26 protein-coding genes are annotated in these 25244 nt (G+C 41.9%); 13 read left to right on the top strand and 13 right to left on the bottom strand.

Annotation, left to right across the window (positions count from 1 at the left end; all coding sequences use genetic code 11):
- Nucleotides 1-92: 92 nt before the first annotated feature.
- Together ychF and CGC50_RS05420 are read right to left on the bottom strand one after the other, a co-directional pair.
- The gene (gene ychF / locus CGC50_RS05425; protein WP_095910006.1) at nt 93-1184 is read right to left on the bottom strand and encodes a redox-regulated ATPase YchF; all 1092 of its coding nucleotides are present in this window, start codon (nt 1182-1184) and stop codon (nt 93-95) included.
- A gap of 234 nt (nt 1185-1418) precedes the next feature.
- The gene (locus tag CGC50_RS05420) at nt 1419-2231 is read right to left on the bottom strand and encodes a lipocalin-like domain-containing protein (protein ID WP_095910005.1); all 813 of its coding nucleotides are present in this window, start codon (nt 2229-2231) and stop codon (nt 1419-1421) included.
- A gap of 413 nt (nt 2232-2644) precedes the next feature.
- Here CGC50_RS05420 and CGC50_RS05415 point away from each other — a divergent pair, with 413 nt between their 5' ends.
- Both CGC50_RS05415 and CGC50_RS05410 read left to right on the top strand, forming a co-directional pair.
- Entirely contained in the window at nt 2645-2833 is a 189-nt protein-coding gene (locus CGC50_RS05415) for a hypothetical protein (protein ID WP_002669248.1), read from the top strand.
- Nucleotides 2834-2919: 86 nt separating this feature from the next.
- Nucleotides 2920-3843 (top strand): YihY/virulence factor BrkB family protein, encoded by a 924-nt coding sequence (locus CGC50_RS05410; protein ID WP_095910004.1) that lies wholly within the window; start codon nt 2920-2922, stop codon nt 3841-3843.
- Between the two features lie 167 nt (nt 3844-4010).
- Here the strand turns inward: CGC50_RS05410 and CGC50_RS05405 are convergent, their stop codons facing one another.
- The 7 genes from CGC50_RS05405 to CGC50_RS05375 form a co-directional block, all read right to left on the bottom strand.
- A complete protein-coding gene (locus CGC50_RS05405) occupies nt 4011-5000 on the bottom strand; it encodes an AAA family ATPase (RefSeq protein ID WP_095910003.1) in 990 nt (329 codons plus the stop codon).
- A gap of 407 nt (nt 5001-5407) precedes the next feature.
- Complete coding sequence (locus CGC50_RS05400; protein WP_095910002.1) at nt 5408-6325, bottom strand: DUF6263 family protein; 918 nt, start codon at nt 6323-6325, stop codon at nt 5408-5410.
- Nucleotides 6326-6664: 339 nt separating this feature from the next.
- On the bottom strand, nt 6665-7468 hold the full coding sequence (locus CGC50_RS05395) for an undecaprenyl-diphosphate phosphatase (protein WP_095910001.1): 804 nt from the start codon (nt 7466-7468) through the stop codon (nt 6665-6667).
- Nucleotides 7468-7692: a DUF3098 domain-containing protein gene (locus CGC50_RS05390; protein WP_095911291.1), complete on the bottom strand. Its 225-nt coding sequence runs from the start codon at nt 7690-7692 to the stop codon at nt 7468-7470. Before CGC50_RS05390 ends, CGC50_RS05395 begins: the two co-directional genes overlap by 1 nt.
- A gap of 19 nt (nt 7693-7711) precedes the next feature.
- Nucleotides 7712-8572 (bottom strand): DUF4476 domain-containing protein, encoded by an 861-nt coding sequence (locus CGC50_RS05385; RefSeq protein WP_095910000.1) that lies wholly within the window; start codon nt 8570-8572, stop codon nt 7712-7714.
- The gene (locus CGC50_RS05380) at nt 8569-9270 is read right to left on the bottom strand and encodes a CDP-alcohol phosphatidyltransferase family protein (protein ID WP_095909999.1); all 702 of its coding nucleotides are present in this window, start codon (nt 9268-9270) and stop codon (nt 8569-8571) included. The genes CGC50_RS05385 and CGC50_RS05380 overlap by 4 nt, the downstream gene beginning before the upstream one ends.
- A gap of 17 nt (nt 9271-9287) precedes the next feature.
- Nucleotides 9288-10097: an FKBP-type peptidyl-prolyl cis-trans isomerase gene (locus CGC50_RS05375; protein ID WP_198541639.1), complete on the bottom strand. Its 810-nt coding sequence runs from the start codon at nt 10095-10097 to the stop codon at nt 9288-9290.
- A gap of 117 nt (nt 10098-10214) precedes the next feature.
- On the opposite strand from CGC50_RS05375, the gene CGC50_RS05370 reads away from it, so the two are divergent.
- From CGC50_RS05370 to CGC50_RS05360, 3 genes are all read left to right on the top strand, one after another.
- The gene (locus tag CGC50_RS05370; protein WP_095909998.1) at nt 10215-10610 is read left to right on the top strand and encodes an RNA-binding S4 domain-containing protein; all 396 of its coding nucleotides are present in this window, start codon (nt 10215-10217) and stop codon (nt 10608-10610) included.
- Between the two features lie 456 nt (nt 10611-11066).
- Nucleotides 11067-11555, top strand: coding sequence for a phosphoribosyltransferase family protein (locus CGC50_RS05365; RefSeq protein WP_002669258.1), 489 nt, complete (start codon nt 11067-11069; stop codon nt 11553-11555).
- Nucleotides 11556-11572: 17 nt separating this feature from the next.
- Nucleotides 11573-12232 carry a hypothetical protein gene (locus CGC50_RS05360; RefSeq protein WP_095909997.1) on the top strand — a complete coding sequence of 220 codons (660 nt, stop codon included), beginning with the start codon at nt 11573-11575 and terminating at the stop codon, nt 12230-12232.
- Nucleotides 12233-12375: 143 nt separating this feature from the next.
- On the opposite strand, the gene CGC50_RS05355 is transcribed toward CGC50_RS05360, so the two are convergent.
- Entirely contained in the window at nt 12376-13239 is an 864-nt protein-coding gene (locus CGC50_RS05355) for a geranylgeranylglycerol-phosphate geranylgeranyltransferase (protein WP_002669148.1), read from the bottom strand.
- Between the two features lie 9 nt (nt 13240-13248).
- Nucleotides 13249-14127 carry a cell division protein FtsX gene (locus CGC50_RS05350; protein ID WP_095909996.1) on the bottom strand — a complete coding sequence of 293 codons (879 nt, stop codon included), beginning with the start codon at nt 14125-14127 and terminating at the stop codon, nt 13249-13251.
- 185 nt (nt 14128-14312) lie between these two features.
- On the opposite strand from CGC50_RS05350, the gene CGC50_RS05345 reads away from it, so the two are divergent.
- Nucleotides 14313-15278: a hydrogen peroxide-inducible genes activator gene (locus CGC50_RS05345; protein WP_095909995.1), complete on the top strand. Its 966-nt coding sequence runs from the start codon at nt 14313-14315 to the stop codon at nt 15276-15278.
- Nucleotides 15279-15368: 90 nt separating this feature from the next.
- Here the strand turns inward: CGC50_RS05345 and CGC50_RS05340 are convergent, their stop codons facing one another.
- Entirely contained in the window at nt 15369-16259 is an 891-nt protein-coding gene (locus CGC50_RS05340) for a Ppx/GppA phosphatase family protein (RefSeq protein WP_095909994.1), read from the bottom strand.
- A gap of 104 nt (nt 16260-16363) precedes the next feature.
- Nucleotides 16364-17350 carry a porphobilinogen synthase gene (gene hemB / locus CGC50_RS05335; RefSeq protein ID WP_002669315.1) on the bottom strand — a complete coding sequence of 329 codons (987 nt, stop codon included), beginning with the start codon at nt 17348-17350 and terminating at the stop codon, nt 16364-16366.
- 278 nt (nt 17351-17628) lie between these two features.
- Between hemB and CGC50_RS05330 the strand changes: the two genes are divergently transcribed.
- The 7 genes from CGC50_RS05330 to CGC50_RS05300 all read left to right on the top strand — a co-directional run bounded on the left by CGC50_RS05330 (nt 17629) and on the right by CGC50_RS05300 (nt 25244).
- Nucleotides 17629-18315, top strand: coding sequence for an outer membrane beta-barrel protein (locus tag CGC50_RS05330; protein WP_095909993.1), 687 nt, complete (start codon nt 17629-17631; stop codon nt 18313-18315).
- A 62-nt stretch (nt 18316-18377) separates the two neighbouring features.
- Nucleotides 18378-18758, top strand: a complete 381-nt coding sequence (gene mscL / locus CGC50_RS05325) for a large conductance mechanosensitive channel protein MscL (protein ID WP_095909992.1) — start codon at nt 18378-18380, stop codon at nt 18756-18758.
- Between the two features lie 465 nt (nt 18759-19223).
- The gene (locus CGC50_RS05320; protein WP_095909991.1) at nt 19224-19685 is read left to right on the top strand and encodes a hypothetical protein; all 462 of its coding nucleotides are present in this window, start codon (nt 19224-19226) and stop codon (nt 19683-19685) included.
- Nucleotides 19686-19835: 150 nt separating this feature from the next.
- Nucleotides 19836-20513, top strand: coding sequence for a hypothetical protein (locus CGC50_RS05315; protein ID WP_157909418.1), 678 nt, complete (start codon nt 19836-19838; stop codon nt 20511-20513).
- A gap of 124 nt (nt 20514-20637) precedes the next feature.
- Complete coding sequence (locus tag CGC50_RS05310; protein WP_095909989.1) at nt 20638-21354, top strand: hypothetical protein; 717 nt, start codon at nt 20638-20640, stop codon at nt 21352-21354.
- Between the two features lie 637 nt (nt 21355-21991).
- A complete protein-coding gene (locus tag CGC50_RS05305; protein ID WP_095909988.1) occupies nt 21992-22984 on the top strand; it encodes a hypothetical protein in 993 nt (330 codons plus the stop codon).
- Nucleotides 22953-25244 carry a hypothetical protein gene (locus tag CGC50_RS05300; RefSeq protein ID WP_095909987.1) on the top strand — a complete coding sequence of 764 codons (2292 nt, stop codon included), beginning with the start codon at nt 22953-22955 and terminating at the stop codon, nt 25242-25244. Before CGC50_RS05305 ends, CGC50_RS05300 begins: the two co-directional genes overlap by 32 nt.

Here is a 25244-nt window from a genome sequence, read left to right as displayed (position 1 = left end):
TAAATTATTTGGGGGCAAAGATACAATTTTTAATGATTAATTGTTAATTTTCAATTGTTAATTATTAATCATTAATCATTGATCATTGAAATCTACACATTGAATCTAAAGTGCATGATATCGCCATCCTTCACTACATACTCTTTTCCTTCTACACGCATCTTGCCGGCTTCTTTCACTTTGCTTTCGCTGCCATAGGAGATAAAATCCTCGTAGGCAATCACTTCTGCACGGATAAACCCACGCTCGAAGTCGGAGTGTATCACCCCTGCGGCCTGCGGAGCGGTCGCTCCTACCGGAATAGTCCAAGCACGTACCTCCTTCACTCCTGCGGTGAAGTATGTCTGTAGGCTCAATAGCTTATAAGCGGCACGGATAAGTACCGATGCCCCTGGCTCGTCCAGTCCCATATCCTGAAGGAATAACTGGCGCTCTTCATAGGTCTCCAATTCAGCTATATCGGCCTCGGTGGCTACCGCAAGTACAATTACTTGTGCATTTTCATTCTTAACCGCCTCACGTACTGCCTCTACATATTTGTTGCCTGTGGCAGCGGAAGCCTCATCTACATTACATACATATAGGATAGGTTTGGCCGTAAGCAGCTGATAGCTCTGGCTGAGCTCTTGCTCTTCCTCGCTTAGCTCGACCGCACGTGCAGAAATCCCCTTGAGCAAGGCCTCGCGATAACGCCCCAAGAGGGCAAGTTCTTTTTGCGCTACCTTGTCCCCCGCCTTGGCGGCACGGGTCACCTTCTCCAGGCGCTTCTCTACCGTCTCTAAGTCCTTGAGCTGTAGTTCTATATCTATAGTTTCTTTGTCGCGAATAGGATCTACCGAACCTTCTACATGTACGATATTGTCATTGTCAAAACAGCGTAATACATGTATGATGGCGTGACATTCGCGTATATTTCCTAAGAATTGGTTGCCTAAGCCTTCCCCCTTGCTTGCACCTTTGACAAGCCCTGCGATATCCACGATTTCGACCGTAGCGGGTTGTACACGTTCGGGATGCACCAGCTCCTCGAGCTTCTCCAAGCGTGCATCAGGGACATTCACTACTCCTAAGTTTGGCTCAATAGTACAAAAAGGAAAGTTTGCACTCTGTGCCTTAGCGTTTGACAAACAATTGAATAAAGTGGATTTCCCTACATTGGGGAGCCCTACAATACCTGCTTTCATTCTGTTGATGTTTTTAAGGGGCAAAGATACAAAATAATTATCAATGGTTAATGATTAATTTTTAATGTTCAATAATTAATGTTCAATGATTAATCGTTGCTCTCTGTTTCCGTAGTAAGACGCAATTCATTGCGTCTTACTCTTGATTCGCATTTCCAATAATTTTTAAGATAAACAAAAAAACACTGCAATGAAAATTGCAGTGTTTTTTTATTTGTAAAAATTTTAAGCTATTTAGTTCCCTCCATTATTAACAGTAGCTAAAATAGCATCTAATTCGGCTTGGGTGATTTTTCTATATTTGAAAACAAATATTTTTGCATTTTCTACAAATTCAATAGTGAATGTATTTCCCGAAACAGAGAAAGAAAGACTTTCATCAGGATCTGTATCACTTTTAATAACATTCCCTTCTATTCTGTAGGATTTAGTACTTTTAGAATATCTACAAACCCCTGCGTTTTCTATAAAATCATGAGTAGTTATCTGATTTTTAGTAAAAACAGCCACAGTTTTCTTTTCACAATCATTAATTCTCTGAGATTGTCCATTGACAGTTTCAGATTCTATTTGCCAAATACCTTCCAAATTTTGAGCATTTTTATTTCCCCCTCCATTGTTATTATTAGCAGTAGCTAAAATAGCATCTAATTCGGCTTGGGTGATTTTTCTATATTTGAGAATAGTTTTTTCCTGACCGTGTACTGATTCAATAGTTAATGTATTTCCTGAAACAGAGAAAGGAAAACTTATACTGGGATCTTCATTACTTTTAATAGCATTCCCTTCTATTTTGTAGGTATGAAGTTGTTTAGTATATGTACAAAACCCTGGTCTGTAGCTGAAATCATGAAAAGTTAACTGATTTTGGGTAAAAACAACCGCAGATTTCTTTTCACATTCATTAATTGTCTGGGATTGTCCATTGACTGTTTCGGACTCTTTTTGCCAGATACCGGTGATATCTCCGGAGGAATCATCACTTTTCCCACAAGAGGAAATTAACAAGGCTATAGAAGCCATTGCTGTTAATAAAATTCTTTTCATAAAACTTAATTTGTTATTTTATGCCACAAAGGTAGTAAATTTTTTGATAAAACAAGAGAGATGGTGAAAAACTTTCATTTCACCAATTCTCCCCGCTCCTCTCTTGTTGGCGCGAGCGTTTCGCTTGTGCCTATCATAAGGGATCTTTTAACTGTTTACCGTTCACTGCTCACTGACCACTGCTCACTGACGACTGACCTCTGTTCACTGCTCCCTGTTCACTGTTCACTGACCACTGACCTCTGCTCACCGCTCACTGTTCACTGCTTACTGACCTCTGCTCACTGTTCACTGATGACTGACCACTGACCACTGACGACTGACCACTGCTCACTGACCTCTGAAAATTTAACAATTAACCATTACTCATTGATAATTTTTTTTGTATCTTTGCCCCAGAAAAAAACAACAACATGCAAGTAGATTTTTCTTTTCAAGAATATTTAGGCTTTTTAGCCTTCTTAGGAATTGCTACTATGGGCTTTTGGCTTATGATCTTTTTGCTTACTTATGTAGTGCCTTATTGGGTATTTGGTGCGGCTATAGAGCGCTTTAAAGAAAAACGTGCCGCTAAAAAGCTACAAAAAGAACAAGCTGCCTAAGACAAGTAACAAGTAGAAAAATATCCCTTACAGAAGCTCTAAAAACTTCTGTGGGGCTTTCTCATACCTATACAAAACAATGCACTATGTACAAAGAGGTCGAAGAAAAAATAGATAAAATTCCTATTCTCAACAAATTAGCCTGTTTCCTCAAGAAAATTTCCTTGGGAAAAGGACAGCAGTTTTCCCTATACGACTTGCTGTTGCTCTATACCATAGGGATTGTAAAGGGGGCACTTACTTATAGGGCGAGTGCTATTTCTTATAGCTTTTTTGTCGCTATTTTTCCCTTTTTGCTCGTCGTGCTGAACCTGATTCCCTATATCCCAATTGATGATTTCCAACAGGATTTTTGGGTCTTCTTGGACAGTCTATTGCCCCCTGGTACCCATGGTTTCTTTGAGGAGATATTTTTTGATATTGCAGGGAAGAAGCGTGCAGGCTTGCTCTCCACCGTGTTTGTCCTCTCTATCTTTCTGACCACTAATGGTATCAATGCCGTATTTGGAGGCTTTGAATACTCCTATCATGTCAGGGCTACCCGTGGGGCGCTCAAGCAGTACTTTATCTCCATGGGAGTGGCGATGCTACTAATTTTCTTGATTCTCTTTTCCGTGATTCTATGGTTGGCCTTTGAGTATATACAAGGGATGAGAATTTTTTCTTTTTTCAATAGCAATCCTTATTTTTTCCCTGTGGTGAAGAAGATATTTTTTATTTTTGTAGCCTATCTGGTGGTTTCTATCTTGTTCCATTTTGGTACCACCGATCGGGGCAGGCGCTTTTTCTCGGCAGGTTCATTGCTGACCTTGATTCTTTTTATACTCACCACCTATGGTTTTGGGGTGTATATAGAGAATTTTGCTCAGTATAACCAGCTCTATGGCTCCATAGGGGCGCTGCTCATCTTCCTATTGTACATCTGGCTCAATGCTACTATCCTCCTATTAGGCTTCGAACTGAATGCTTCCCTGACCAACCTCAGGAGAGTGAAGAATGTAGCCAAGTGAATGAGCTTGGGTATGTGGTGAAAAGTGAAAAGTGAAGAATGAAAAGTGTATCCAAACTCATTTGCTTGGCTACATTCTTCGTTCTTCACTTTTTACTATATACCCAGCTGAGAGCACTCGCTGGCTACATTCTTCACTTTTCACTCTTCGTTCTTCACTCTTCACTCTTATGGTACTTCCACAGTATTGACTATCTTGTGGATGATTTCCATAGAGGAAATATTTTCGGCTTCTGCCTCATAGGTGATACCAATACGGTGACGAAGCACATCGAAGACTACCGAACGTACATCCTCAGGAATCACATAGCCGCGGTGGTGGATAAAGGCATGACACTTGGCCGCTACAGCGAGGTTGATACTACCACGTGGAGAAGCCCCAAACTGGATAAGCGGGCTTAGCTCCGCAAGCTGGTATTTCTCAGGGTAACGAGTAGCGAAAATAATATCAAGGATATACTTCTCTATCTTCTCATCCATATACACCTCGGAAGCTGCCTTCTGTGCATGAAGAATCTGATCTGTAGTCACCACAGCCTTCACCTTCGGACGCTCTCCGGCGAGGTTGCCACGCATGATATATTGCTCTTCATCGATTTTAGGATAGTCTATCACTACCTTGAGCATGAACCTATCCACTTGTGCCTCTGGAAGTGGGTAAGTACCCTCTTGTTCCACAGGGTTTTGTGTAGCCATGACAAGGAAAGGCTTATCCAAAGGGAAAGTAGTATCGCCTATGGTCACTTGGCGCTCTTGCATAGCCTCCAATAGGGCAGACTGCACCTTGGCAGGAGCTCGGTTGATCTCATCGGCCAAGACAAAGTTAGCAAAGATAGGCCCTTTCTTGATTGAAAACTCATTCTGCTTTACATTGTAGGTCATCGTACCTATCACATCGGCAGGAAGCAAGTCAGGGGTAAACTGGATTCGGCTGAAGGTAGCCTGTATGGCTTTTGATAATGTATTGATGGATAGAGTCTTAGCAAGTCCCGGTACCCCTTCCAAGAGGATATGTCCACGACCTAAGAGACCTATAAGCAGCGCATCGACCATGTGGTGTTGCCCTACGATTACCTTGGACATCTCGGCTCTGAGGGTATCTATGAATACACTTTCTCGCTCTATTTTCTCATTGATTTGGCTGATATCTACATTCATGATATGTTTTTTTGTATGTGTTTGAATGATGGCGCTAAATTATTACTTTTTTCTCAATTATCCCGTTAAAGTAAAGTGAAATCTATTTTAATGATTAATGTTTAATGATCAATGATTAATCACTAATGTACCGTTAAATATTATAGTCGTTGTGTGCTGGCGTGAATCACATATTCACTTCCATGTTATCCAGCGACTTTAGCTCATACTTACCATAAACAAGGTTTGTAGCTCTTTCGTCAAAGAATAAAGGTTCTCTACAATAAAAGGAAAAATCAAATCCGTTTTATTTAAAAACCTTTATAAATAACTATATATCAAATACTTAAAAAAAATTTTATTTTTTTAAGGGACACTAATAATGTTTAATGATTAACGTTTAATCATTGTTCATTGCTCATTAATCATTAATCATTGATCATTATTTTCGATTGACTTTCGAAGGGGATTACCTTGCCTTTTTGGTGGGAGAGGTCGCCCTCTACTTCTGTTTCTCCCTTGAGGGTCTGTAGCGCGGTAGCCTTGAGAATCCACTTCGTCTGGGCATCGAGCCAAATATCTATGTCCACCTGTCCTTGCATGGTGAAGAATACATATTGCCCTTGCTGGAGGATCACCTTCTGTTTGTCAGTGGCGATAACAGATTTTCCTTGGATATGGAGCTGCCCATTGAGCGCTTCTACCAGGGTATATCGGGTCTTGATAGGTACATTCATTTCCTTGGAGAGGAAGGACGAGATTTCCCACGAGTCCCCTATAGCCACCCGCTGTCGGGGCAATATGGAGAGCACATTGGAGAGGTTCGATTGTAGGGTAGTCTCCGAGAAAGCTGCCTCCAGTTGCATCTGTATCTGCTGCTTTTCGAAGGAAGTCAAGGGGTTATTCTTGGCATGCTTTTTCTCCAAAGTCCTCATGGCACGCTCTACAAGGGGTTGCAAAGGCTCTATTTTGACAATTTTCCCCTTGGTGCTTAGCTCTCCTTTGAGGGGTTGCTCCAGTAGCTCCTTGGCTGCTTGGTTGGTATAGTCTGGAATCTTCTCTAAGGGCATCTCCTTGCCATTCACCTTGGTAGATACTTCCAGGGATGCCTCTTCATAGCGCAGAGTCATCGGGTAGATCAGCTTGTCCTCCTTGCCGAAGGTATAGCGAATGCGCATGCGACTAAGTGCTTTGGTCTCCACCTGTGCCCCATCTATTTGTTGTGTGGAGGATACCTCGGAGGAGATTTTATGCACATATTTCTCTTTGTTCTTTAGCGAAAGACTCAGGTCTATCGCTTGCGAATATCCCAATATAGGGAGTAAAAATAATAGATATTTTTTCATATTTATTTAGTTGAAAATCAGTTGTTTTTAGGTTCTGTCGTAGGGGCAAAGTCCGCGAGCTGGCGCAGCGGAGTATGTGATGCAATTCGCCCACTTGATTTTGCAAATAGCCCACTTGATTTGCAAATCGTCCATTCAATTTGCAAATCGTCCATTCAATTTGCAGTTCGCGCACTAAAAACAAGCCTTTTCGGACAGTCCCTATATTAATGATTAATGCTCTCCCGTCAATAGGGGCGATTTGCAAATCGCCCCTACAACAGAACGCAAAAAACCTCATGCCAATATCAATGTTCAATGATTAATGATTAATAACCTCTGTTCACTCTTCATTCTTCACTATAAAAAGAGTAGCAACAGGGTTCCTGCGAGGATACGATAATAGCCCCATAGGGAAAAGCCATATTTCTTGATAAGGTTTACAAACCCTTTGATGGCAATGATTGCCACGATATACGCTACTACATTGCCTATGAGAAACATAGAGAGCTTGTCGCTGTTCTCAGCCAAGAGGGTATAGCCCTTGATAGGGGTGCCTGTACCGTGGTATTCCTTGAGAAAGAGCGAGTATACAGTTACCGCAAGCATGGTAGGTACGGCTAAGAAAAAGGAAAACTCTGCGGCGAGTTCTCTCGAGAGTTTTTGCTGCATCCCCCCTATGATGGAGGCTGCCGAACGGCTCGTGCCGGGCATCATCGCAAGGCACTGCCAAAACCCTATAATTACCGCTTTCTTGATGGTGATATCCTTCTCCTGAAGAATGGTCGGATGCTTGAAAAATCGGTCAATGAATAGGAGAACAACTCCTCCGACAATCAGCATGATAGCTATATACACGGGCGCTCCCATGACCGAATCAATATAATCGTCCAAGAGCATGCCCAAGACCAGCGCAGGAAGTACGGCAAATCCTAACTTGACAAAAAACTGCCAGCGGCTGAAGTCGAAAAACTTGCGCCAATATAGGGTGACTACTGCTAAAATAGCACCAAACTGGATACATAGGGCGAAAATCTTGAAAAAATCGTCCTCCGCAATTCCCATAAGCTCTCGGGTGAAGATCATATGCGCTGTGGAGGAGATGGGCAAGTATTCCGTAAGCCCCTCTACAATCGCTATTATAATTGCTTGTAGTAAGTCCATTAGCTTTCTTTTTCCTTTTTATCGGTGTACAAAATAGCCCATACTTCCACCGCAAAGCCCAATAACACTAGGGCTGGGGCTAGGCTGATACGTCGGAAACTGAAAATATCAGGGTTGAAGACTTTCGGATTGTCACTCCCCCCGCCACTCATGGTGATAAAGCCAATGGCGATAAGGGCTAAGCCCAAGGCCATCCATAGGTAATTTTTCTTTTTGAAAACCATTATATTCTTTCTTTTCAAATTATTGTCGGTACGAAGCTACAAAATCCATCAGTTGTCGCTTGTAACTATCGTAGGTAAATATATCATATACAATAAAAAAGTTTCCGCGATCTGCACACAGTGGGAAGAGGAGCTTGCCCATATCTACTTTATTGTTATCGAAGTCGAATCGGGATAAGAGATCCTTGATCTGTGCCGCTGTATAGGCGGTATTTTGCTGCTGACGGATGAAGCCGATACGCTCGTTGTCGAAGGTCAGTCTCTTATAAGCAGCGAAGAAGTTGGAGAAAACCTCCTGAGGCATTACCTGTATATGAGGGGCATGACTTAGCTGGCGTCCTGCACGGTAGGGGTTGTTCCAGATATCATTCCATTCGCCTCCGTACCAATCCTTCTCTATAGGGTAGCGTTCGAGCTCATAGAGGCCATATTGTACAAAGTAGTCCAACACACTGCGTTGGTTTTCAGCAGTTCTCAGGGTAGTCTGGTACACCAAGAAGCCATTGAGATAGATCGAGAGTGGCAGAGCTCCAGAGCGCACATCGAAGAAGCGAAACTTCCCCGAGGGGCTGCTGATCTGCTGGTCGCCCAGAACTACTGTGAAGTAGCCGCGATCGGCAATACGCAAGAATACCTCACTATACCCATAGGGCGCAGGATTCCAGGTATACTGGGAGGGAGGGGTGCGGTAGTCTCCCAAGTTGGGCTTGCGCTGTGAACCCCCTTGTACATCCACTTGGATACGCACCGAGTTGATATCCGATGCCTTTGCCTCATTGCGCAAAAGGGTACCTATGCTCCCCGCCTCTTGGCTATATCCCATAGCAGCAGCCAAAAAGAGGATGCTACAGAATGCCTTTTTCAAAAATGTCTTTCTCATGATTTTTCTTTTTTCAGATTTCCCACTACAGATAGCAAGATGTATGCCAAAATAATAAGAGGGAAAGCACTTTCTCTCATAAGAACCAGTAAAACCACGCTTATAAGTAGCAAAAGATACTTGAGAAGGTTGTTTTTTATAGAAAAATCCTTGAACTTTAGTGCCAAGAGTCTTAGGTTGCTATTCAGTAGCACACAACTGGCTAAGGTGATAAGCAGGGTGCCCCATAGGGGAATGGCTTTCAGGTAGACAGCTTGTTTTACGATAAGTCCTAAGGAGATGATAAAGAGAGCATTAGCCGGAGTAGGCAGCCCTATAAAGGAATCACTCTGGCGGGTGTCAAGGTTGAAACAGGCCAAGCGATAGGCGGAGGCCAAGGTGATAAGGTATCCCGCAAAGGGCAGAAAAAAGTGTAATGTCTGTCCATAATGAGCCGCCGAATAGCTGATCAGCCAATACATTACCTGCCCAGGAACAAGTCCTGAGGTTACCAAATCCGCCAAAGAATCCAGTTCCTTGCCCAGAGGGGAGGAGACTTTCAGAATACGGGCTACAAACCCATCGAAGAAGTCAAGGGTGATGCCTAAGAAAAACCAAAACAATGCCCAGTCAAAGGCTTGTGATAGCGCATATCTCAGGGCGATGATCCCACAGAAAAGGTTTAGCAGGGTCAGTAGGTTAGGAATTTGTTTTTTCATGATAGTGTCATTCTTTGTTAGTTGCAGTTGTAGGCATCTAAGTAATCCACAGTACCATTGCCATTGCAGTCAGGAAAGACTATGGTGCCATCTTCCTGATGGTTAATCTCTTGGATAGAAGGCTTGCCGTCTCCGTCATGGTCATAGTTGGCCGTGGAGATAAGTTTGATCTCGAATATCAGAGGGGTGTAGGCCGGTAGTCCTGTAGTACCTGCAAAGTAAGCCAGTCCTGAAGGCAAGAAGAAGATACCCATCCCTCCGTCGGTAGGTGCTTTCAGGGTGCCATCCCCCACCTCGGTAGGTTTAGCAGTGGAGGCCTTGAGGGTCGCTACCGCTTCGCGAAAGCCGATGATGGCTCCTCCTTGGTAGGCGCTGGCACGGGTGCCGAGTAAGTCCATCCAGTTGCTCTGGGTAAAGCGCATGCCGTCTTCAAAGACTTTATCCTTGAGAGTCAGTCCCTTGTAGAGCACATAAGAGCGGTCAGCGATGGTTGCCTGTGCCCCTGCTCCCTCTTGTAGGATAAGGTAGTACATCGTATGGTTGATGTAGTTGCCGTGTATATCAGGCACTTTCAGGGTCTTACGCTTTAGGTTGGGGCTGTCCCATAGGGAGGTCTTCCCTGTATTGCCCGCCAGAGTGCCTAAGACTATATTCTTATCAGCGTCCAATTCGCAATAATGACTCTTGAGGTAGGCTTGTATGTCATTGTCATTCTCCACCACTACCTCGGACATTTCTCGTAATTTCTGGCTGTCATCACCACTTTTCTTGCAGGAAAACAAGGAGATAGCCCCACAGCTAAGTAATAGCAAACTTCTTCTAATCATCTTATGAAAAATAAATATTCGAATTTGGGCGCAAGTTACGAAAAATTCTTGTATTTTTGCATGATTTTTTAATCAATTTAGGTTTCATAACCTCCTAACCCCCAACCCCTAACTAAAGTGAGAATAGACAAATACCTATGGTGTGTGCGGTATTATAAGACACGCAACATCGCCACGGAGGCCTGTAAGAAAGGACATGTCCGCATCGGAGGGGAAATCGCCAAAGCCTCCAAGGAGGTCTTCCCACAGGATAAGATACAAGTACGCAAGGGTGCCATTACTTACGAGATAGAAGTCTTGGACATCCCCACCAGTAGGGTAGGGGCTAAGCTCGTAGGGCTCTATTGTATAGACCACACCCCCGAAGAAGCCTTTGAACAAGAGGAACTCCGACAGCTCGCCCAAGAGTATTATCGCAAGAAAGGCGAAGGTCGCCCTACCAAAAAAGACCGCCGCGACCTCGACGATTTCTTCTCAAGCGAAGAAGACGAAGAGTGGGGGAGTGAAAAGTGAAGAGTGAAGAGTGAAGAGTGAAAAGTGAACAGAGGTCATTAATCATTGAACATTAATCATTGATATAGGCATGAGTGCTTTTTCGTTCTGTTGTAGGGGCGATTTGCAAATCGCCCTATGTTGGCACGTGAGGGAGTGAAAAGTGAAAAGTGAAGAGTGAAGAGTGAAAAGTGAACAGAGATCATTAATCATTGAACATTAATCATTGATATTAGGCATGAGTGCTTTTTCGTTCTGTTGTAGGGGCGATTTGCAAATTGCCCTATGTCGGCACATGAGGGGAGTGAAGAGTGTAGCCAAGCGAATGAGCTTGGGTATGTGGTGAAAAATGAAGGAGAATCAGAGCTAATTATCAATACCTAAACTCTTTTTCCTCTTAATTTCTAAGACCTTATAACCCTTAAATTCTAAAACCCTATAACCCTTAATTTCTATAATTCTAAAACCTAAATCTCTATGACTATCATTTTAGATGCAACCCAGATAGAACATAAGATTCGCCGTATCGCCTATCAGATATACGAGGCGAATATTCACCAAGAGCGCTTTATCCTTGCGGGGATAGCCGAAAATGGCTATATCTTAGCCGAAAAGCTCTATGAGCAACTGCAACAGTTTTGTCCAATTCCTATCACCCTGTGCAAGGTCTTTGTCAAGAAAACAGACCCCTTAGCCCCCGTGACCACCTCTCTGCCGGAAGAAGCCTACCGAGGAGAATCCGTGGTTTTGGTCGATGATGTGCTCAGCAGTGGTGCTACTCTGATCTATGGGGTACGACACTTTCTCTCTGTCCCCCTCAAACAGCTCAAAACAGCCGTTTTGGTGAATCGTAACCATAAGAAATATCCTATCAAGGCCGATTTCAAGGGTATTTCCCTTTCTACCTCCTTACAAGAACATATCGAGGTGAGCTTCGAGGGTGACCCTGTGGCCTTTTTACAATGATCATTAATCATTAAACAATGCTTTTTCTTTTACTCCTTTGTATTCTTATCAATTCCGTGCTCAAACTGAGTTTTTGGAGGTTTTGGCATGTCTTGCTCTTCTCCTTGGGAGTAGGTGCCTTTCTCTATGGAGTGTCTGACTTTGCTACAGAACAATCGCAACTAACTATCTCTCAATGGCTTAGTGACACTAAGGTGCTGAGCAATATGGCCGTATTGGTTACCATAGAGTCGGTCATAGGGCTCTTCTTCTGCTTTATCTCCCTTAAGGCCTTCTATGAGGAGAAGCGCAACCGCTGGGCAAGAATTTTGCTTTGGTTCCCAGGAGTGCTACTCTTTCCATGTCTTTTCTTGGGGCTTACAGAGAGTTTCTTTTTCTTTTCAGGAGTTGATTTTGGGGAAGTTACATTTGCATTCATCGCTCTTACCATAGCAGGTTTTCTTTTGGGGGCTTGGGGATTCCACGCCTTGGTACCCGAGCGTGAACTTCGCTTGGAACTACATTTGCTCATGAGTATATGGGTAACCCTGATGGGATTAGCGATGACTGCCAGTGGACAGATTATTTATGTGCCTAAGAGTGATCCTATCAACCTATGGCTCATAGGGAAAGTATTTCTTTTCTTCACCTCTCTTTTCTTCTTGGGCTGGCTTCTAAGCAAAATAAGAAGACGCTGAACAATGATTAATGTTCAATGATCAATGATTCGTGTATGATAGGGTCTTGGTAGAGATGCCTATTAGGGTGATGCAATTTCACTTTTCACTCTTTACTCTTCACTTTTCACTCTTCACTCTTCACTCTTCACTCAAAACGTTTTTCATCGCCTGATCAGCGCGATACAGAATACCCCTACCACGATGATAACTTTCAGTAGGTTTCTCAAAAAAGCATAATGTATCTGGGTGCGTCCTTTCCAGAGTATTGGCAAAAAGCCTCCCAGAAGGATGATGGCTGTCAGAATAAAGTAGTACTTCATACTACCCGTGTCGGGGAAGGCTGTCAGAAAGTAGATACACACAAGGGTAAGACCAATGAGCACAGTGATGAGCTGCTTGGAACTACGCTCCCCATAGTCGGTGGCGATGGTATGGTAGCCTAAAGCAAAATCCCCTTTGATATTCTGCAAGTCCTTCACAAAATCCTTCGCCAAGAGTAGGTAATAGAGAAAAGCGGCATGGACAAAGATAATCTTTTGGAAATTGTGATAATATACAAAAATAGCAAAGAAAGGAATAATAGAGAGTATCCCTGATACGATATTTCCTACCAATACTATCTTCTTGATTCTGTGGGAATAAAACCACATCATAAAGATATAGATAGAGAAGAACAACACCGCTCGGAAGGATACATAACTGGCCACTATTACGGAAAGAAAATTCAGTATAAAGTATAGTGAGAGCTTAGTATGCTGCCCTACCATGCGCTCCATCAGGGTACGTGTAGGCTTATTGATTAGGTCTTTTTCTTGGTCATAAAAAGCATTGATGATATATCCACCAGCCACCGCCAAAGCTCCTGCCAAGACAATAGCAAAAAGGCGCGGATCCAATAACACCTGCCTTAGTGGCTGGCGCGAAAGGATAAAGATGGCCGTCAGATACTGGGCGATACAGATCATCATGATATTATACCCCCTGACCACCGAAAAAAGGCCTATGAATTTTTCAAATGGTAGCATAGTGTTGCTTTAGTAATAAAGCTCGTCGGTATGTAGGTTCAAGAACCGCTGAGCTGCAAAATAGGTACTGATCCAGCTGAGGAATACCCCAATAAGGAACAGGGCAGCGCCCACCCAGATAAAATCTCGATAGTGCATAATAAGCCCCCATTCTGGCCACGATTGGTCTATGGCATAGAAGGTAAAAGCCAAGGCAGCACACGCCAATATAGCACTGAGAATCCCCAACCAGATGTTGGTGATGATAAAGGGACGCCTGATAAAGGCTTTGGTAGCCCCTACCAGCTGCATAGTCTTGATAATAAATCGCTTAGAGTATACAGAGAGTCGTATAGAAGCATTGATAAGCAGCATGGCCACCACGGTAAAAATCGCCGAAACTGCCAGGATGACCAAGCTGATACTCTGTATATTGGAGTGTATCTTCTTGACCGAATCCTTGTCATAGTTCACTTCCTTGACCGAGGCATTCTGCAGGATACTCTCCTTGACTTCTTCCATCTTCTGAGGGGTTACATAATCGGCTTTCAGTGCCAGATCAAAAGAGTTCTCCAGAGGATTGTCCCCTATGAAGGAGATAAAGTCCTCCCCAATCTCCTCACTGAAGGACTGGGCAGCTTGCTCCTTGGAGATAAACTCTACCTGTTTGGTGTACGAGGCTAAGGAAAGACTTTTTTGCAATTGCTCTATGTCGGCTTCCTTGGCCGTATCCTTGAGAAAAACATGGATAATTAGGTGTTCCTTATAACTATCGGTGAAGTTTTTCACGTTGATAAGTAAAAAACCCAATAACCCTAAGAGGAATAAAACTAAGGTAATACTTAGGGTGACAGAAAAATAAGAAGAAATGAGCTTCCTACGATTGTAACGTTCGGTTCGGGTATGCACTTTTTAATCTACTTAGAAAATGAGCGTAAAAGTAATAAAAATCCTTTACTTAGCAGCTTTATTAGTGTAGATACACATAAGTTTAACGTTTGTTAGTTGTTTTTTAAGAGTAAACAAAGGAAATTATAGCCATTAGGTATTTATTTTTTTGTACATTTGCCCAAAATTTAATCACTATTCTTTTTATGACAATAGTACAGTTTCAATATATATTAGCTGTAGCTCAGTATAAGAATTTCAGTGTGGCCGCCCAGAAGTGTTTCGTCACTCAGCCTACACTCAGCATGCAAGTACAGCGCTTGGAGGAAGAACTGGATGTGCTTATTTTTGACCGTGCCAAAAAGCCTCTTCGCGTCACAGAAGTAGGGGAGAAGATCCTTCAGCAGGCCGAGAGCATTGTCAGTGAGTCCGAACGTATCAAGGACATTATTGCCCAGCATAAGGGGTTCATAGGCGGGCGTTTCCGATTGGGGATTATCCCTACAGTAGCACCAACCTTGTTGCCTATGTTTCTGAACAATTTTACTAAGAAATATCCTAAGGTCGAGCTCAAGGTGGAGGAGATGACCACCCGAGAGTGTATCCGTGAGCTCGCAGAAGGTACCCTGGATGTGGCCATTGTGGCTACTCCCTTGCACGAAAAGCATCTTATAGAGCGCCCTCTCTACTATGAGCCTTTTGTCGCTTATATCCCCAATGCAAAATACCACCTGACTGAAAATCAGAAAATCCAAGTCTCTGACCTTCATCTCAACGATATCCTTATGCTACAGGATGGACACTGTTTTCGCGAAAGTGTATTGAATATCTGTCAGGAGAATAGCTCCTCGGATAAGGGCAAGGACAACAGCCTTGAGATCAAGAGTGGTAGCTTTGAGACCTTGATCAAGCTTGCCAATGAGGGCATGGGCATGACACTCTTGCCTTACCTACATACCTTAGATCTCTCTAAGGAAGAAAAGAAGAACCTTCACTACTTCGAGGAACCCTCTCCCGCTCGTGAGATAAGTCTGCTGTATCATAGCAACGAACTCAAAATAAGCATTATAGATGCACTATACAATGTCATCTCAGGGGTCATAAGGGGGGCTATCACCTTCGAGAATCTCAATATCATAGACCCTATCCTTAAGAAGAAAAAGAAACAGTGAACAGTGAGCGGTGAACAGTGAGCGGTGAGCAGTGAGCAGTAAGCAGTAAGCCTGACCCCTGACCCCTGACCCCTGATCACTGACAACTTATCACTGTTCACTGGACAAATAGAGTTGTCTTACAATCCCATCGGCCAGACCGACTTTCGGAACGAGGATATGCTTTATCTTTGCCCATTTCATGGCTTTGATGTAGATAGGCAATGCCAAAGGAAGGATATCCGCACGGTCAGGGTTGAGTTCTAAGTCACGGATACGCTCCTCATAGCTCAGTGAGTTGATTTCCTTGAGGTAATCCTCCAAGAAATGCAGCGAAAGAGGGCTGTCCTTGCGCTTGCCGGAGACCTTGAATATCTTGTTGATATTGCCTCCAGAGCCTATGGCCTCTATTGTTTTGAGCCCTTTGGTATGGATGTGTATCCACTCCTTGAGCTCCTCCCATACTTGCTCGTCGACTTTCCCTTTCAGTAGGCGCACTCCTCCTATGGGAAAAGACCTGGCAGCACGTACCTCTCCTTGACTATAGATGGTGAACTCAGTACTACCCCCTCCCACATCTATATACAAATAGTTTTTATCACTTTCCACAAGGGTATGCAGGTCAGTATTGGCGATAATCGCTGCTTCCTCTGCCCCTCCTATAATCTCTATTTGCACCCCTGTATGCTGGGCTATCTCTCGGACAATCTCTGTGCCATTGGTAGCCTCGCGCATGGCTGAGGTAGCACAAGCACGATAAGCCTCTACTCCTTGTACCTTCATGAGCAAGTGATAGGCCTGCATGGTATCACTCAGGCGTGAGGCATTCTCAGCACTTATACGCCCTTGTTCGAAGACATCGGCACCCAAGCGAATCGGCACTCTCACAAGGCTCCCTTTGGAGAAAATAGGTGTCTTGCCTTCTTCTTCTAATATGTTGGCAATCAGTAATCGAACCCCATTGGAGCCAATATCGATACCTGCAAATTTCCGGATATTCATAACTATTTTTTTTGCAAAGCTACAATAATAAATGGAAAAATAAAAAAATCCTCCCATAATTTTTTACAGAAGGATTTTAAAATTAAGTAGAATGAAAAAGAAATCTATAACAATTTGACAACATCCTTGGCAAAGTAGGAGGCGATAAGGTCGGCTCCTGCACGCTTGATAGCGTATATCTGTTCAAGCATGATAGCATCATGGTCTAACCATCCGTTTTGAGCAGCGGCTTTGATCATGGCATATTCTCCAGATACTTGGTATACGGATACAGGTACATTCACTGCATTCTTCACCTCGCGTACTACGTCCAAATATACGATACCAGGTTTTACCATCACCATATCAGCACCTTCTTCCACATCCATAATCACTTCCTTGATTGCTTCTAAGCGGTTGGCATAGTCCATCTGGTAGGTTTTCTTATCCTTAGGGATATCCTGCTCATCTACAGGAGCGCTATCCAAGGCATCTCGGAAAGGACCATAGAGGGCAGAAGCATATTTGGCAGAATAAGCCATGATACCTGCGTTGGTATAATTGTATTTGTCTAAGAAAAGACGGATTTGCTCTATACGCCCATCCATCATATCGCTGGGAGCTACCCAGTCAGCCCCTGCTCTTACATGCGAAAGGCTCATTTGTGCCAATATCGATACGGTAGTATCGTTCTCTACCACCCCATTTTTAATAATACCATCATGTCCGTAGATGGAATAAGGGTCAAGTGCGACATCAGTCATCACCAGCATATCAGGAGTCGCCTCTTTGACAGTCTTGATGGCTCGTTGCATAAGTCCGTCAGGGTTGATTGCTTCTGTTCCTTCGTTGTCCTTAAGGTGATCTGGTACTTTGACAAAGAGCAATACGCTCTTGATCCCCAAGCTCCACAGTTCTTTCACCTCTTGGGCTAAGTAGTCCAAGCTATAGCGATAATAATTAGGCATGGAAGGAATCTCTGCCCTGATACCAAGCCCCTCTACTACAAAAAGAGGCACAATAAAATCATTGGGTGTTATGGTTGTTTCCCTTACTAAGGCTCGTATAGTTTCATTTACACGAAGCCTACGGTTTCTTCTGAGTATATTCACTTTTATAAAGGATTAATTTTTCACTGCTTATTGCTTACTGCTCACCGTTCACTGTCCCTCACAACAGCATAGGACGATTTGCAAATCGCTCCTACAACAGGATGCAAAAGCCCTCATGCCAATATAGGGGAACCTCTCTTCACTCTTCACCACATACCCAGCTGTGGGCACTCGCTGGCTACACTCTTCACTCTTTACTCGCGCAAAGGTACGTTTTTTTTTGTTAAAAAAGAAATTATATTTGTTAGATTTTGTACTTTTGCTTCAAATTTTTTTTCATGAGGAATTATATACTATGGATAAGCCTGTTCTTGGGAATGGTTAGCTACGGACAATCGGATTCTTTAGCCTTGGACAACAAGTACTTAGAAGACCAATTCCACATAGGGATCAGTTATGATTGGGTGGTTTCCAGACCATCAGGGGTGAGGCAACACAGCTTCTCGCGAAGTCTCTTTGGGGGCTATCAGCGAGACATTCCTCTGAATAAGCAGCGCAATATAGGTTTTGCCGCAGGGGTCAGTTACAGCTATGACCTTCTGTACCTGAACATACAAGCCAAGCAGATCGAGGGGCAGATGTCCTATGAGATCATCTCTATCAGCGATAAAAAAGTAGAAGATTCCTACTACGAACAGCATTCGATAGGCTTTCCTATTGAGTTCCGCTGGCGTACCTCCACACCCTATTCCCATAAGTTCTGGAGGATATATACAGGGGTGAAGCCTACCTATACCTTTGCCTCACGCTACAAATTCTCAGGTAGTGAAGGGAGCTATAGCCTTTCCGACCCCAACCTTAAGGGATATATGGATGCAAAACTCTATATAGCTGTCGGGCATAATACTTGGAATGTGTATCTACAATATGCACTTCGTCCCCTATTCAAGGGTGAAAATTCACAAAATGGGCAAAATTTGCAAAGTAATATCCTAAAAATAGGACTTATTTTTTATATTTTATAATTTTTCTTTGTCAATTCAAATAAAACATTTATTTTTGCCCCCAAAATATAATAGATTTTGTTATGGGATTTTTAAAAGAATTCAAAGAATTTGCTGTAAAAGGCAATGTAGTTGATTTGGCCATCGGGGTAATCATCGGGGGTGCTTTTGGAGCGATTGTCTCTTCCTTAGTTGCCGATGTGATTACACCACTACTACTTACTCCTGCTTTCAAGGCTACAGGTGCTGAAAACCTACAAGACCTTGTATGGAATGGGGTAGCGTATGGAAAATTTTTAGCTGCCGTGATTAATTTCTTGTGTGTAGCTTTCGTATTGTTTATGTTGGTTAAAGGAATCAATAAGTTCAAAAAGAAAGAAGAACCAGCTCCTGAAGCTCCAGCAGGACCTACTCAGGAAGAGCTTTTAGCTGAGATCCGTGACCTACTGAAGAAAAACAACTAATTTTTTTCTTATTATCAAACTTAAGAAGTTAATATGATAAAATTGCCCTCCCTCCAAAGGAGGGTAATTTTTTTATATATAATTATATAATTATAGCTAAGTCTGAGAAAAATTAGTATTTTTGCAGACTATTATCAGAGAATTTGTTTATGACTCATTATCCTAAAATCACAGCAAATAGTTATATTATTTCATTGGGAAATACAAGTGCGCGCTTGAGTGATCCCCTGTGCTATTGTACAAGTGCTCTCTTATGAATTGGGTAAGGGTCAAGGATACTATAGCATACTCAGCTAAATGGTTAAGCGATACCACCTTACTCTCTTTATAAAACCAAGAATGTAATTTTTTATTTGATGGTCATTTGACAGAACAGACCTTTTAAAAATTAAATCATTGATATTCAATGAGTTTTTATTTGATGGTCATTTGATAGAAATGTAAAAATATTAAAACTTATACTCTATGAAATTAACACTCTTACTCGTTATTGCTTGTATTGCCAATACCTTTGCTCAACTCTCACCACAAGTCTTAGACTCCTTACAGCAAGTGAAGTACATCAAAGCAAAGTATGTATTGCACGCCAGTCAAAACATTTCTTTAGCCCCAAGCAGACTCTATACGTTAAAAGGTGAAAAATATTATGGCGAATATGTAACCAAATACAACCACCGAGGCAGCGCTCTGGAGTTTTACAGCGGAGGTTCAGAAGGTTATATACCTCACAAACGCTATAATACCTATGGCAAAGACCTGCCTTTTGAAGCTGATATGTACGAATACCATATCAAAATAGACAAAAAGCACGGCACCATCATCGACAATGGGGAAACACATCGCAATTTTCACTTCATCAAAGGCGAAAAGAAAATAAAAATCCCCACCAACTCCCAAGGTCGCTTTATCATTTATGAGTATTTATGATAATCAATCACTTTTAGAGTATGTTGTGTAGGAAAGCCAGCGATAGCTGGGTATGTGCTGCAAACGCCCCCTAAAAACAAGCCTATTTATTCGAAATCTATTTTCGTTTAACTATAAATCAAGAAGTATAACTCTAAAAACCTTATAAAGATGATAAATCTTCTAATTAAATTTGTTTTTTATTTCTTTATGATGTCTGCTTTTTTTAAGAGCATCTATCCTATCAAATTTGATAAGGAATTAAACAAAGGAGTAAAAATCGAAAATATAGATACTATTTTTGCTCCTAAGGATATTTTTAAATATAATTGCAACTATAATGTAAAGCAATATGAAAAGCGTTATAATTATCATATTTCTAAATTTTACATTATAGGAGATGAGAATGTATTGTCTAACAATGATAGTTTAGCCACATTAACCCCTTTTTATATTGAAGGTTTGGGAGATTGTTACCCTGAGAAAATCCACAAAAAATTACTTATTATACAGCGTAAGAACATAAAAAACCAAAATAAAACAAAAATCTACAATGATGTCTTATATCCTGATATACATCAAGAAATATCTAAATATAAAGAGGGATTTGTAATAGAAGTTTATATGTCTGGCGTTAGTGGTTTTCGGTCGGACACTTATGTAAATTCTCAATATTGTATAGACAGCATTCATATAGAATCGTGGGGACATCATCAATATGAAAAGACTTATAAATACAAGAATTTTTCATTGGATAATTTTACCTATCATCACATTGATAATCTACGCAAAAAAAACGACAAAATGGATAATATAAGGCGTAAAAAAGAAGGACTTCCTATATTATAGAATTGGTTATACTAAATCCACATCGCCACACCCCCGATAATCAATCACCTTTACAGTGCGTGGTGTACGGGCGTTTTGCAAACGCCCCTTAAAAATAAGCCTATTTTCGTTTAACTATAAATTTATGAAAAAGATTTTTTATATATTAGTAAGTATTGCTTTTATAGTTTTGGTTATTATTTTTATAAGCAAAAAGAATTCAATAAAATTAGATAACAATACCCACAAGAACCTTATTCTTGCAACTAAAAAAGTTAAATCAAACGATAAATACGATACGATTATAACTCCAAAAGATTATGATTGTAAGGAAGATTTTCACAGATATTCTAACTACCAAAAAAGATTTAATCTTTATATCTCTACTTTTTATGAAATTGATGAAGCTATAAAAACCCCCAATAATGATAGCATTGCTATATTAAGACCTTATTATTCTACACTTGGAGCAACAAATTGCCTTCCTAACAGAGAGTATGAATGGTTACTTTTGGCGAAAAAAGGCAATGATGAAGCTAAGTATAAAATCTATAAACAAGCTTTATATTCTGTTGGTTATCATAGTGTTCATTCATTATCAACTTATGAAAATGGATTTATAATAAATGTAGATATGTCTGGCAATAATTATTTTGGTTCAAAAATCTATGTAAATTCTCAATATTGTATAGACAGTATTCATGTTGAATCGTGGGGACATCATCAATACGAAAAGACTTATAAATACAAGAATTTTTCATTGGATAATTTTACCTATCATCACATTGATAATCTACGTGAAGAAAGCGACAAAATGGATAATAAAAAACGCAAAAAAGAAGGACTTCCTCCTATATTATAGAATTGGTTATACTAAATTCATATCGCCACACCCCAATAATCAATCACCTTTACAGTGTGTGGTGTACAGGCGTTTTGCAGACGCCCCCTAAAAACAAGCCTATTTATTCGAAATCTATTTTCGTTTAACTATAAATCAAGAAGTAAAACTCTAAAAACCTTGAAAAACAAGGAAGAATATCTGATAATGAAACATTACAGATTTATAAAAGGATGTAATTTTTTATTTGATGGTCATTTGATAGGAAAGTCCTTTTGAAAATTAAATCATTGATATTCAATGAGTTTTTATTTGATGGTCATTTGATAGCATTTATTTATTTTTCACTATCTTTGCTCCATAGTTTTTAGAAGCCAATGCTTTATAGTCAATCAGAAATGGCTCGCGAACTGTAGGGGCGAATTGCAATTCGCCCTCTTATAGGAAGCGATTCGTCCTTGCAGAATTGCGATTCGTCCTTGCAGAATTACGACTTGCCCTTTTATAGGATAGCAACTTGCCCTTTCAGAATAGCAATTCGCTCTTTAAAATAAGCAAATTAAATCAGTTATTTATCTTATTTATATTCTATCTATATGTTTGACTATGATTGGCATATTGATGAAGACTTACCAGAAATGATGGAAGAACATTTGTGATGAAAAAACTTTTACTATTTTTTTTAGTTTTTGTATCTTTGGCCTGCCAAAGAACCACCCCTGTGGCAAGCCTTGCGGTATATTATTGGCGCACCTCTCTCTCCCTGACTCCTGAGCAGGAGGGCTTTCTCACCGAGCAAAGGATAACAAAGCTCTATGTGCGCTACTGCGATGTAGGCCTCAGAGGTGGGGAGGCTGTCCCTATTGCTCCTATCGAGATGGATAGTGTGGCACTGGTGGGCAAGCAAGTTGTCCCGGTGATATACCTCAAGAATGAGGTGTTCCTAGACAAACAAACGGATCCTAAAGCACTCGCCGCCAAGGTGGGTAAGTATATAGAACAGATTAATAATAGTTATCATCTCACCGTAGGGGAGGTACAGTTCGATTGTGATTGGTCGCTCTCAAGCAAGGAACGTTATTTCGCTTTCTTGGAGCACTTCAGGGGGCTATACCCATATCACCTCTCGGCGACCATTCGCCTGCATCAGGTGAAGTATCAGGATACTACGGGCGTCCCTCCTGTGGAGAGGGGAGTACTCATGTACTATAATATGGGCAAGATTACCGCCACGGGGAGCAATTCTATCTATGACCGAGAGGTGGCCAAGCGTTATTTGCCTTCGCTCAGGGGCTACCCTTTGCCTTTGGATCTTGCCTTGCCGCTCTTTAGCTGGGGGGTACACTCCATAGCGGGCGATGTCAATGCGCTCATCGGAGGGCTTACCACAGCCCAGATGGATACAATCAAGGGGGTGGAGCGCATGGGGGAGACTTCTTCCTATCTGGTGACCCACCAAACCAACTACCTCGGCAGGCTCTGGCAAAAGGGGGATGTGGTCAAGGTAGAAGAAATCACCCCTGAAAACCTCAGAGAGATGAAGGCTGACTTGATCAAATATATGAAACAACCCCCCAAGGAGATTATTTTGTATGATTTGAATAAAAACATTACTACTTATGAAAAAAAACTTTTTGAAGACTTGCGTTAAACTATCCGTGCTCGCGGGTATAGGCTACGGTGCCTATCTCTATGCCTGTGCAGGAGAAGGCTTGGGGGATTATTACAACTCGGTTTTCTCTCCCGAGATAGCTGTGGGCAATACCTCTTATAAAGCCTTATTCCTCAGCGAAGACTCTTTTTTCTATGGAGGTTATATAGATATAGATGAAAAGAAAAGTGATCAGCTCACCGCTGATGCCAAAGAGTGGCGTACTTATTTGGGGCAAGCCAAACAGCCCAATGCCGAGAGCTGGCTTTCTCTCTTCTTCAATCCTAAGACCAAGCTTCAGGACGCACAAAAAGCACTTCGCCGTATCGAGCAGAAGGAATATCCCAAAAAAACGCAAAACTTCGTAGACTTCCTACGCATAGCTGTGGGCAACGAGGGGGCTACCAATATGCCTTATGACCCTTGGAATTATGAAAATCGTAAGGTGGAAAAGGTACAACAGCTACAGATACAAAAGGCAGACAACCTCTATGCTTCGGCGCAGAAGGATAAGGATGCTTTCTTTGCCAATCGTATGTGGTTCCAAGCCCTGCGCCTACGCTTCTACTCCTATGACCGCAGTGCGGTGATTGCCTATTTCGAGCAGACACACCGTGACCAACCTAAGAATGCGCTCTACTACCGTGCGCTGCACTATGTAGCAGGGGCTTATATCGCTCAGAAGAATTATCGCAAAGCCAATGCGCTTTTAGCTACTCTCTTCCATGAGGTGCCAGCACTAAGGCAAACGGCTACTTATGAATATCATCCTCTCACAGATAATGAGGTTAGTGCCATTGCACAAGGTCTGCAACCCTCTCAGGCAGCGGCACTTTGGGCTATGCAAGGCTATTATCGCAATGAGAAAGAGGCTATTGAGCATATTCTTGCCTTAGAGCCTCGCTCGCCATATGTGGATTTCCTTCTTACTCGCTATATCAATAGAATAGAGATTAAAACCAATACTTATGATGACAAGTGGGTGATTATGGCTTCCTATAAGGGATACCGCTCTTATACTCATAGGGTGGTGACCAAGGATTTCGATACCCAATGGGTGTTGCAGACAGCACAAAAAGAAACACTTGCCAACCCTTACCTCTGGCATATTGCTGCGGGCTACCTCTCTATGTTTCGCAATGATTTCCAAGGTGCTGCTTCCTTTTTGAAAAAAGCAAAAACAGAGGCCAAAAACACCGCTATGCAAGACCAAGTACGCCTCTTGGAGACTCTCAATGAGGTAAGTAGCCTTGAACAAATCTCCAAAGAAGCGGAGGACAAGCTCCTGAAGGATATCCAATGGCTCTGGACACACAAAAAGAATGAGGATATGCGCTATGGTTACGCCTTCTCTTTTGTAAGAGCCTATCTCTCACGCTTGTACAAGGAAGCTAATAATACGCTTATGTGGGAGCTTACCTCGCCTCAAGCAGGATTCTATAAGAATGGACAACAGTCTCTGGCCATGGAGCAACTCCTGCTCAAGGGCAACAAAACACCTTGGGAAAAGTTCTGGGCTGAGTATTATACCTATACCTTGGGCGATATCTATGAGAGTAGGGCTATCTATGCTTTCTATGAGGATAATATCTCTAAAGCAATAGCCGAGCTCAAGAAGGTGCCTTTCCAAGAGGAAAATGTATATAATGAAGTGACACGAAGGATGGAAAAGAAAAAAATAAAGCTCAGTGACTATATATTACCCGCCAATCCTTTCAATGGATTTATCAAGGACTGTAATGATTGCCAACATGCCATGCCACAAAAGGTGAAATACTCTAAGCTCTCTTTCTTAGAAAAAGTAAAAGAAATGCAGGGGAAAATCACCAAAGGAGAGGATGTATATAACAATGCCCTTCTGATAGGGAATGCTTTCTATAATGCTTCTTATTTTGGAAGTATTCGTGCTTTCTATCATAATAGAATTATAGGCGAATATGGTTTAGGCATCAACCCAGAGAATCAAGAAGTACTCCTTGGTATGGGAAATGCTAAAAAGTATTACCTCTTGGCTCAAAAGCATGCCACTACCGATGAACAAAGGGCTAAAATGGCTTACCTACTTGCCAAAATAGAGCGCAATGAGTTCTATATAGAGGCGTATTTTAGCAAGCCTGATAATTATGGTGGGGCATGGGCTGATGATGTCCTTGTCAAGGATTGGAAGGGCTTTCAGGAACTTAGGAATAAGTATAGGCACACCCAGTACTACAAAGAGGTGATTCGTGAGTGTGGCTATTTTAGAAAAACAATCAAATAA

Source organism: Capnocytophaga gingivalis (assembly GCF_002302415.1).
Lineage (GTDB): Bacteria > Bacteroidota > Bacteroidia > Flavobacteriales > Flavobacteriaceae > Capnocytophaga > Capnocytophaga gingivalis.
Note: the sequence above shows the minus strand (reverse complement) of the source record. Positions and strands in the feature narration are given on the sequence as shown.

Excerpts from the sequence above, each read along its gene's own strand:
- ychF (WP_095910006.1), bottom strand. The coding sequence starts at position 1,184 with ATGAAAGCAGGTATTGTAGGGCTCCCCAATGTAGGGAAATCCACTTTA.
- CGC50_RS05420 (WP_095910005.1), bottom strand. The coding sequence starts at position 2,231 with ATGAAAAGAATTTTATTAACAGCAATGGCTTCTATAGCCTTGTTAATT.
- CGC50_RS05415 (WP_002669248.1), top strand. The coding sequence starts at position 2,645 with ATGCAAGTAGATTTTTCTTTTCAAGAATATTTAGGCTTTTTAGCCTTC.
- CGC50_RS05410 (WP_095910004.1), top strand. The coding sequence starts at position 2,920 with ATGTACAAAGAGGTCGAAGAAAAAATAGATAAAATTCCTATTCTCAAC.
- CGC50_RS05405 (WP_095910003.1), bottom strand. The coding sequence starts at position 5,000 with ATGAATGTAGATATCAGCCAAATCAATGAGAAAATAGAGCGAGAAAGT.
- CGC50_RS05400 (WP_095910002.1), bottom strand. The coding sequence starts at position 6,325 with ATGAAAAAATATCTATTATTTTTACTCCCTATATTGGGATATTCGCAA.
- CGC50_RS05395 (WP_095910001.1), bottom strand. The coding sequence starts at position 7,468 with ATGGACTTACTACAAGCAATTATAATAGCGATTGTAGAGGGGCTTACG.
- CGC50_RS05390 (WP_095911291.1), bottom strand. The coding sequence starts at position 7,692 with ATGGTTTTCAAAAAGAAAAATTACCTATGGATGGCCTTGGGCTTAGCC.
- CGC50_RS05385 (WP_095910000.1), bottom strand. The coding sequence starts at position 8,572 with ATGAGAAAGACATTTTTGAAAAAGGCATTCTGTAGCATCCTCTTTTTG.
- CGC50_RS05380 (WP_095909999.1), bottom strand. The coding sequence starts at position 9,270 with ATGAAAAAACAAATTCCTAACCTACTGACCCTGCTAAACCTTTTCTGT.
- CGC50_RS05375 (WP_198541639.1), bottom strand. The coding sequence starts at position 10,097 with ATGATTAGAAGAAGTTTGCTATTACTTAGCTGTGGGGCTATCTCCTTG.
- CGC50_RS05365 (WP_002669258.1), top strand. The coding sequence starts at position 11,067 with ATGACTATCATTTTAGATGCAACCCAGATAGAACATAAGATTCGCCGT.
- CGC50_RS05360 (WP_095909997.1), top strand. The coding sequence starts at position 11,573 with ATGCTTTTTCTTTTACTCCTTTGTATTCTTATCAATTCCGTGCTCAAA.
- CGC50_RS05355 (WP_002669148.1), bottom strand. The coding sequence starts at position 13,239 with ATGCTACCATTTGAAAAATTCATAGGCCTTTTTTCGGTGGTCAGGGGG.
- CGC50_RS05345 (WP_095909995.1), top strand. The coding sequence starts at position 14,313 with ATGACAATAGTACAGTTTCAATATATATTAGCTGTAGCTCAGTATAAG.
- CGC50_RS05340 (WP_095909994.1), bottom strand. The coding sequence starts at position 16,259 with ATGAATATCCGGAAATTTGCAGGTATCGATATTGGCTCCAATGGGGTT.
- CGC50_RS05330 (WP_095909993.1), top strand. The coding sequence starts at position 17,629 with ATGAGGAATTATATACTATGGATAAGCCTGTTCTTGGGAATGGTTAGC.
- mscL (WP_095909992.1), top strand. The coding sequence starts at position 18,378 with ATGGGATTTTTAAAAGAATTCAAAGAATTTGCTGTAAAAGGCAATGTA.
- CGC50_RS05320 (WP_095909991.1), top strand. The coding sequence starts at position 19,224 with ATGAAATTAACACTCTTACTCGTTATTGCTTGTATTGCCAATACCTTT.
- CGC50_RS05315 (WP_157909418.1), top strand. The coding sequence starts at position 19,836 with ATGATAAATCTTCTAATTAAATTTGTTTTTTATTTCTTTATGATGTCT.
- CGC50_RS05310 (WP_095909989.1), top strand. The coding sequence starts at position 20,638 with ATGAAAAAGATTTTTTATATATTAGTAAGTATTGCTTTTATAGTTTTG.
- CGC50_RS05305 (WP_095909988.1), top strand. The coding sequence starts at position 21,992 with ATGAAAAAACTTTTACTATTTTTTTTAGTTTTTGTATCTTTGGCCTGC.
- CGC50_RS05300 (WP_095909987.1), top strand. The coding sequence starts at position 22,953 with ATGAAAAAAAACTTTTTGAAGACTTGCGTTAAACTATCCGTGCTCGCG.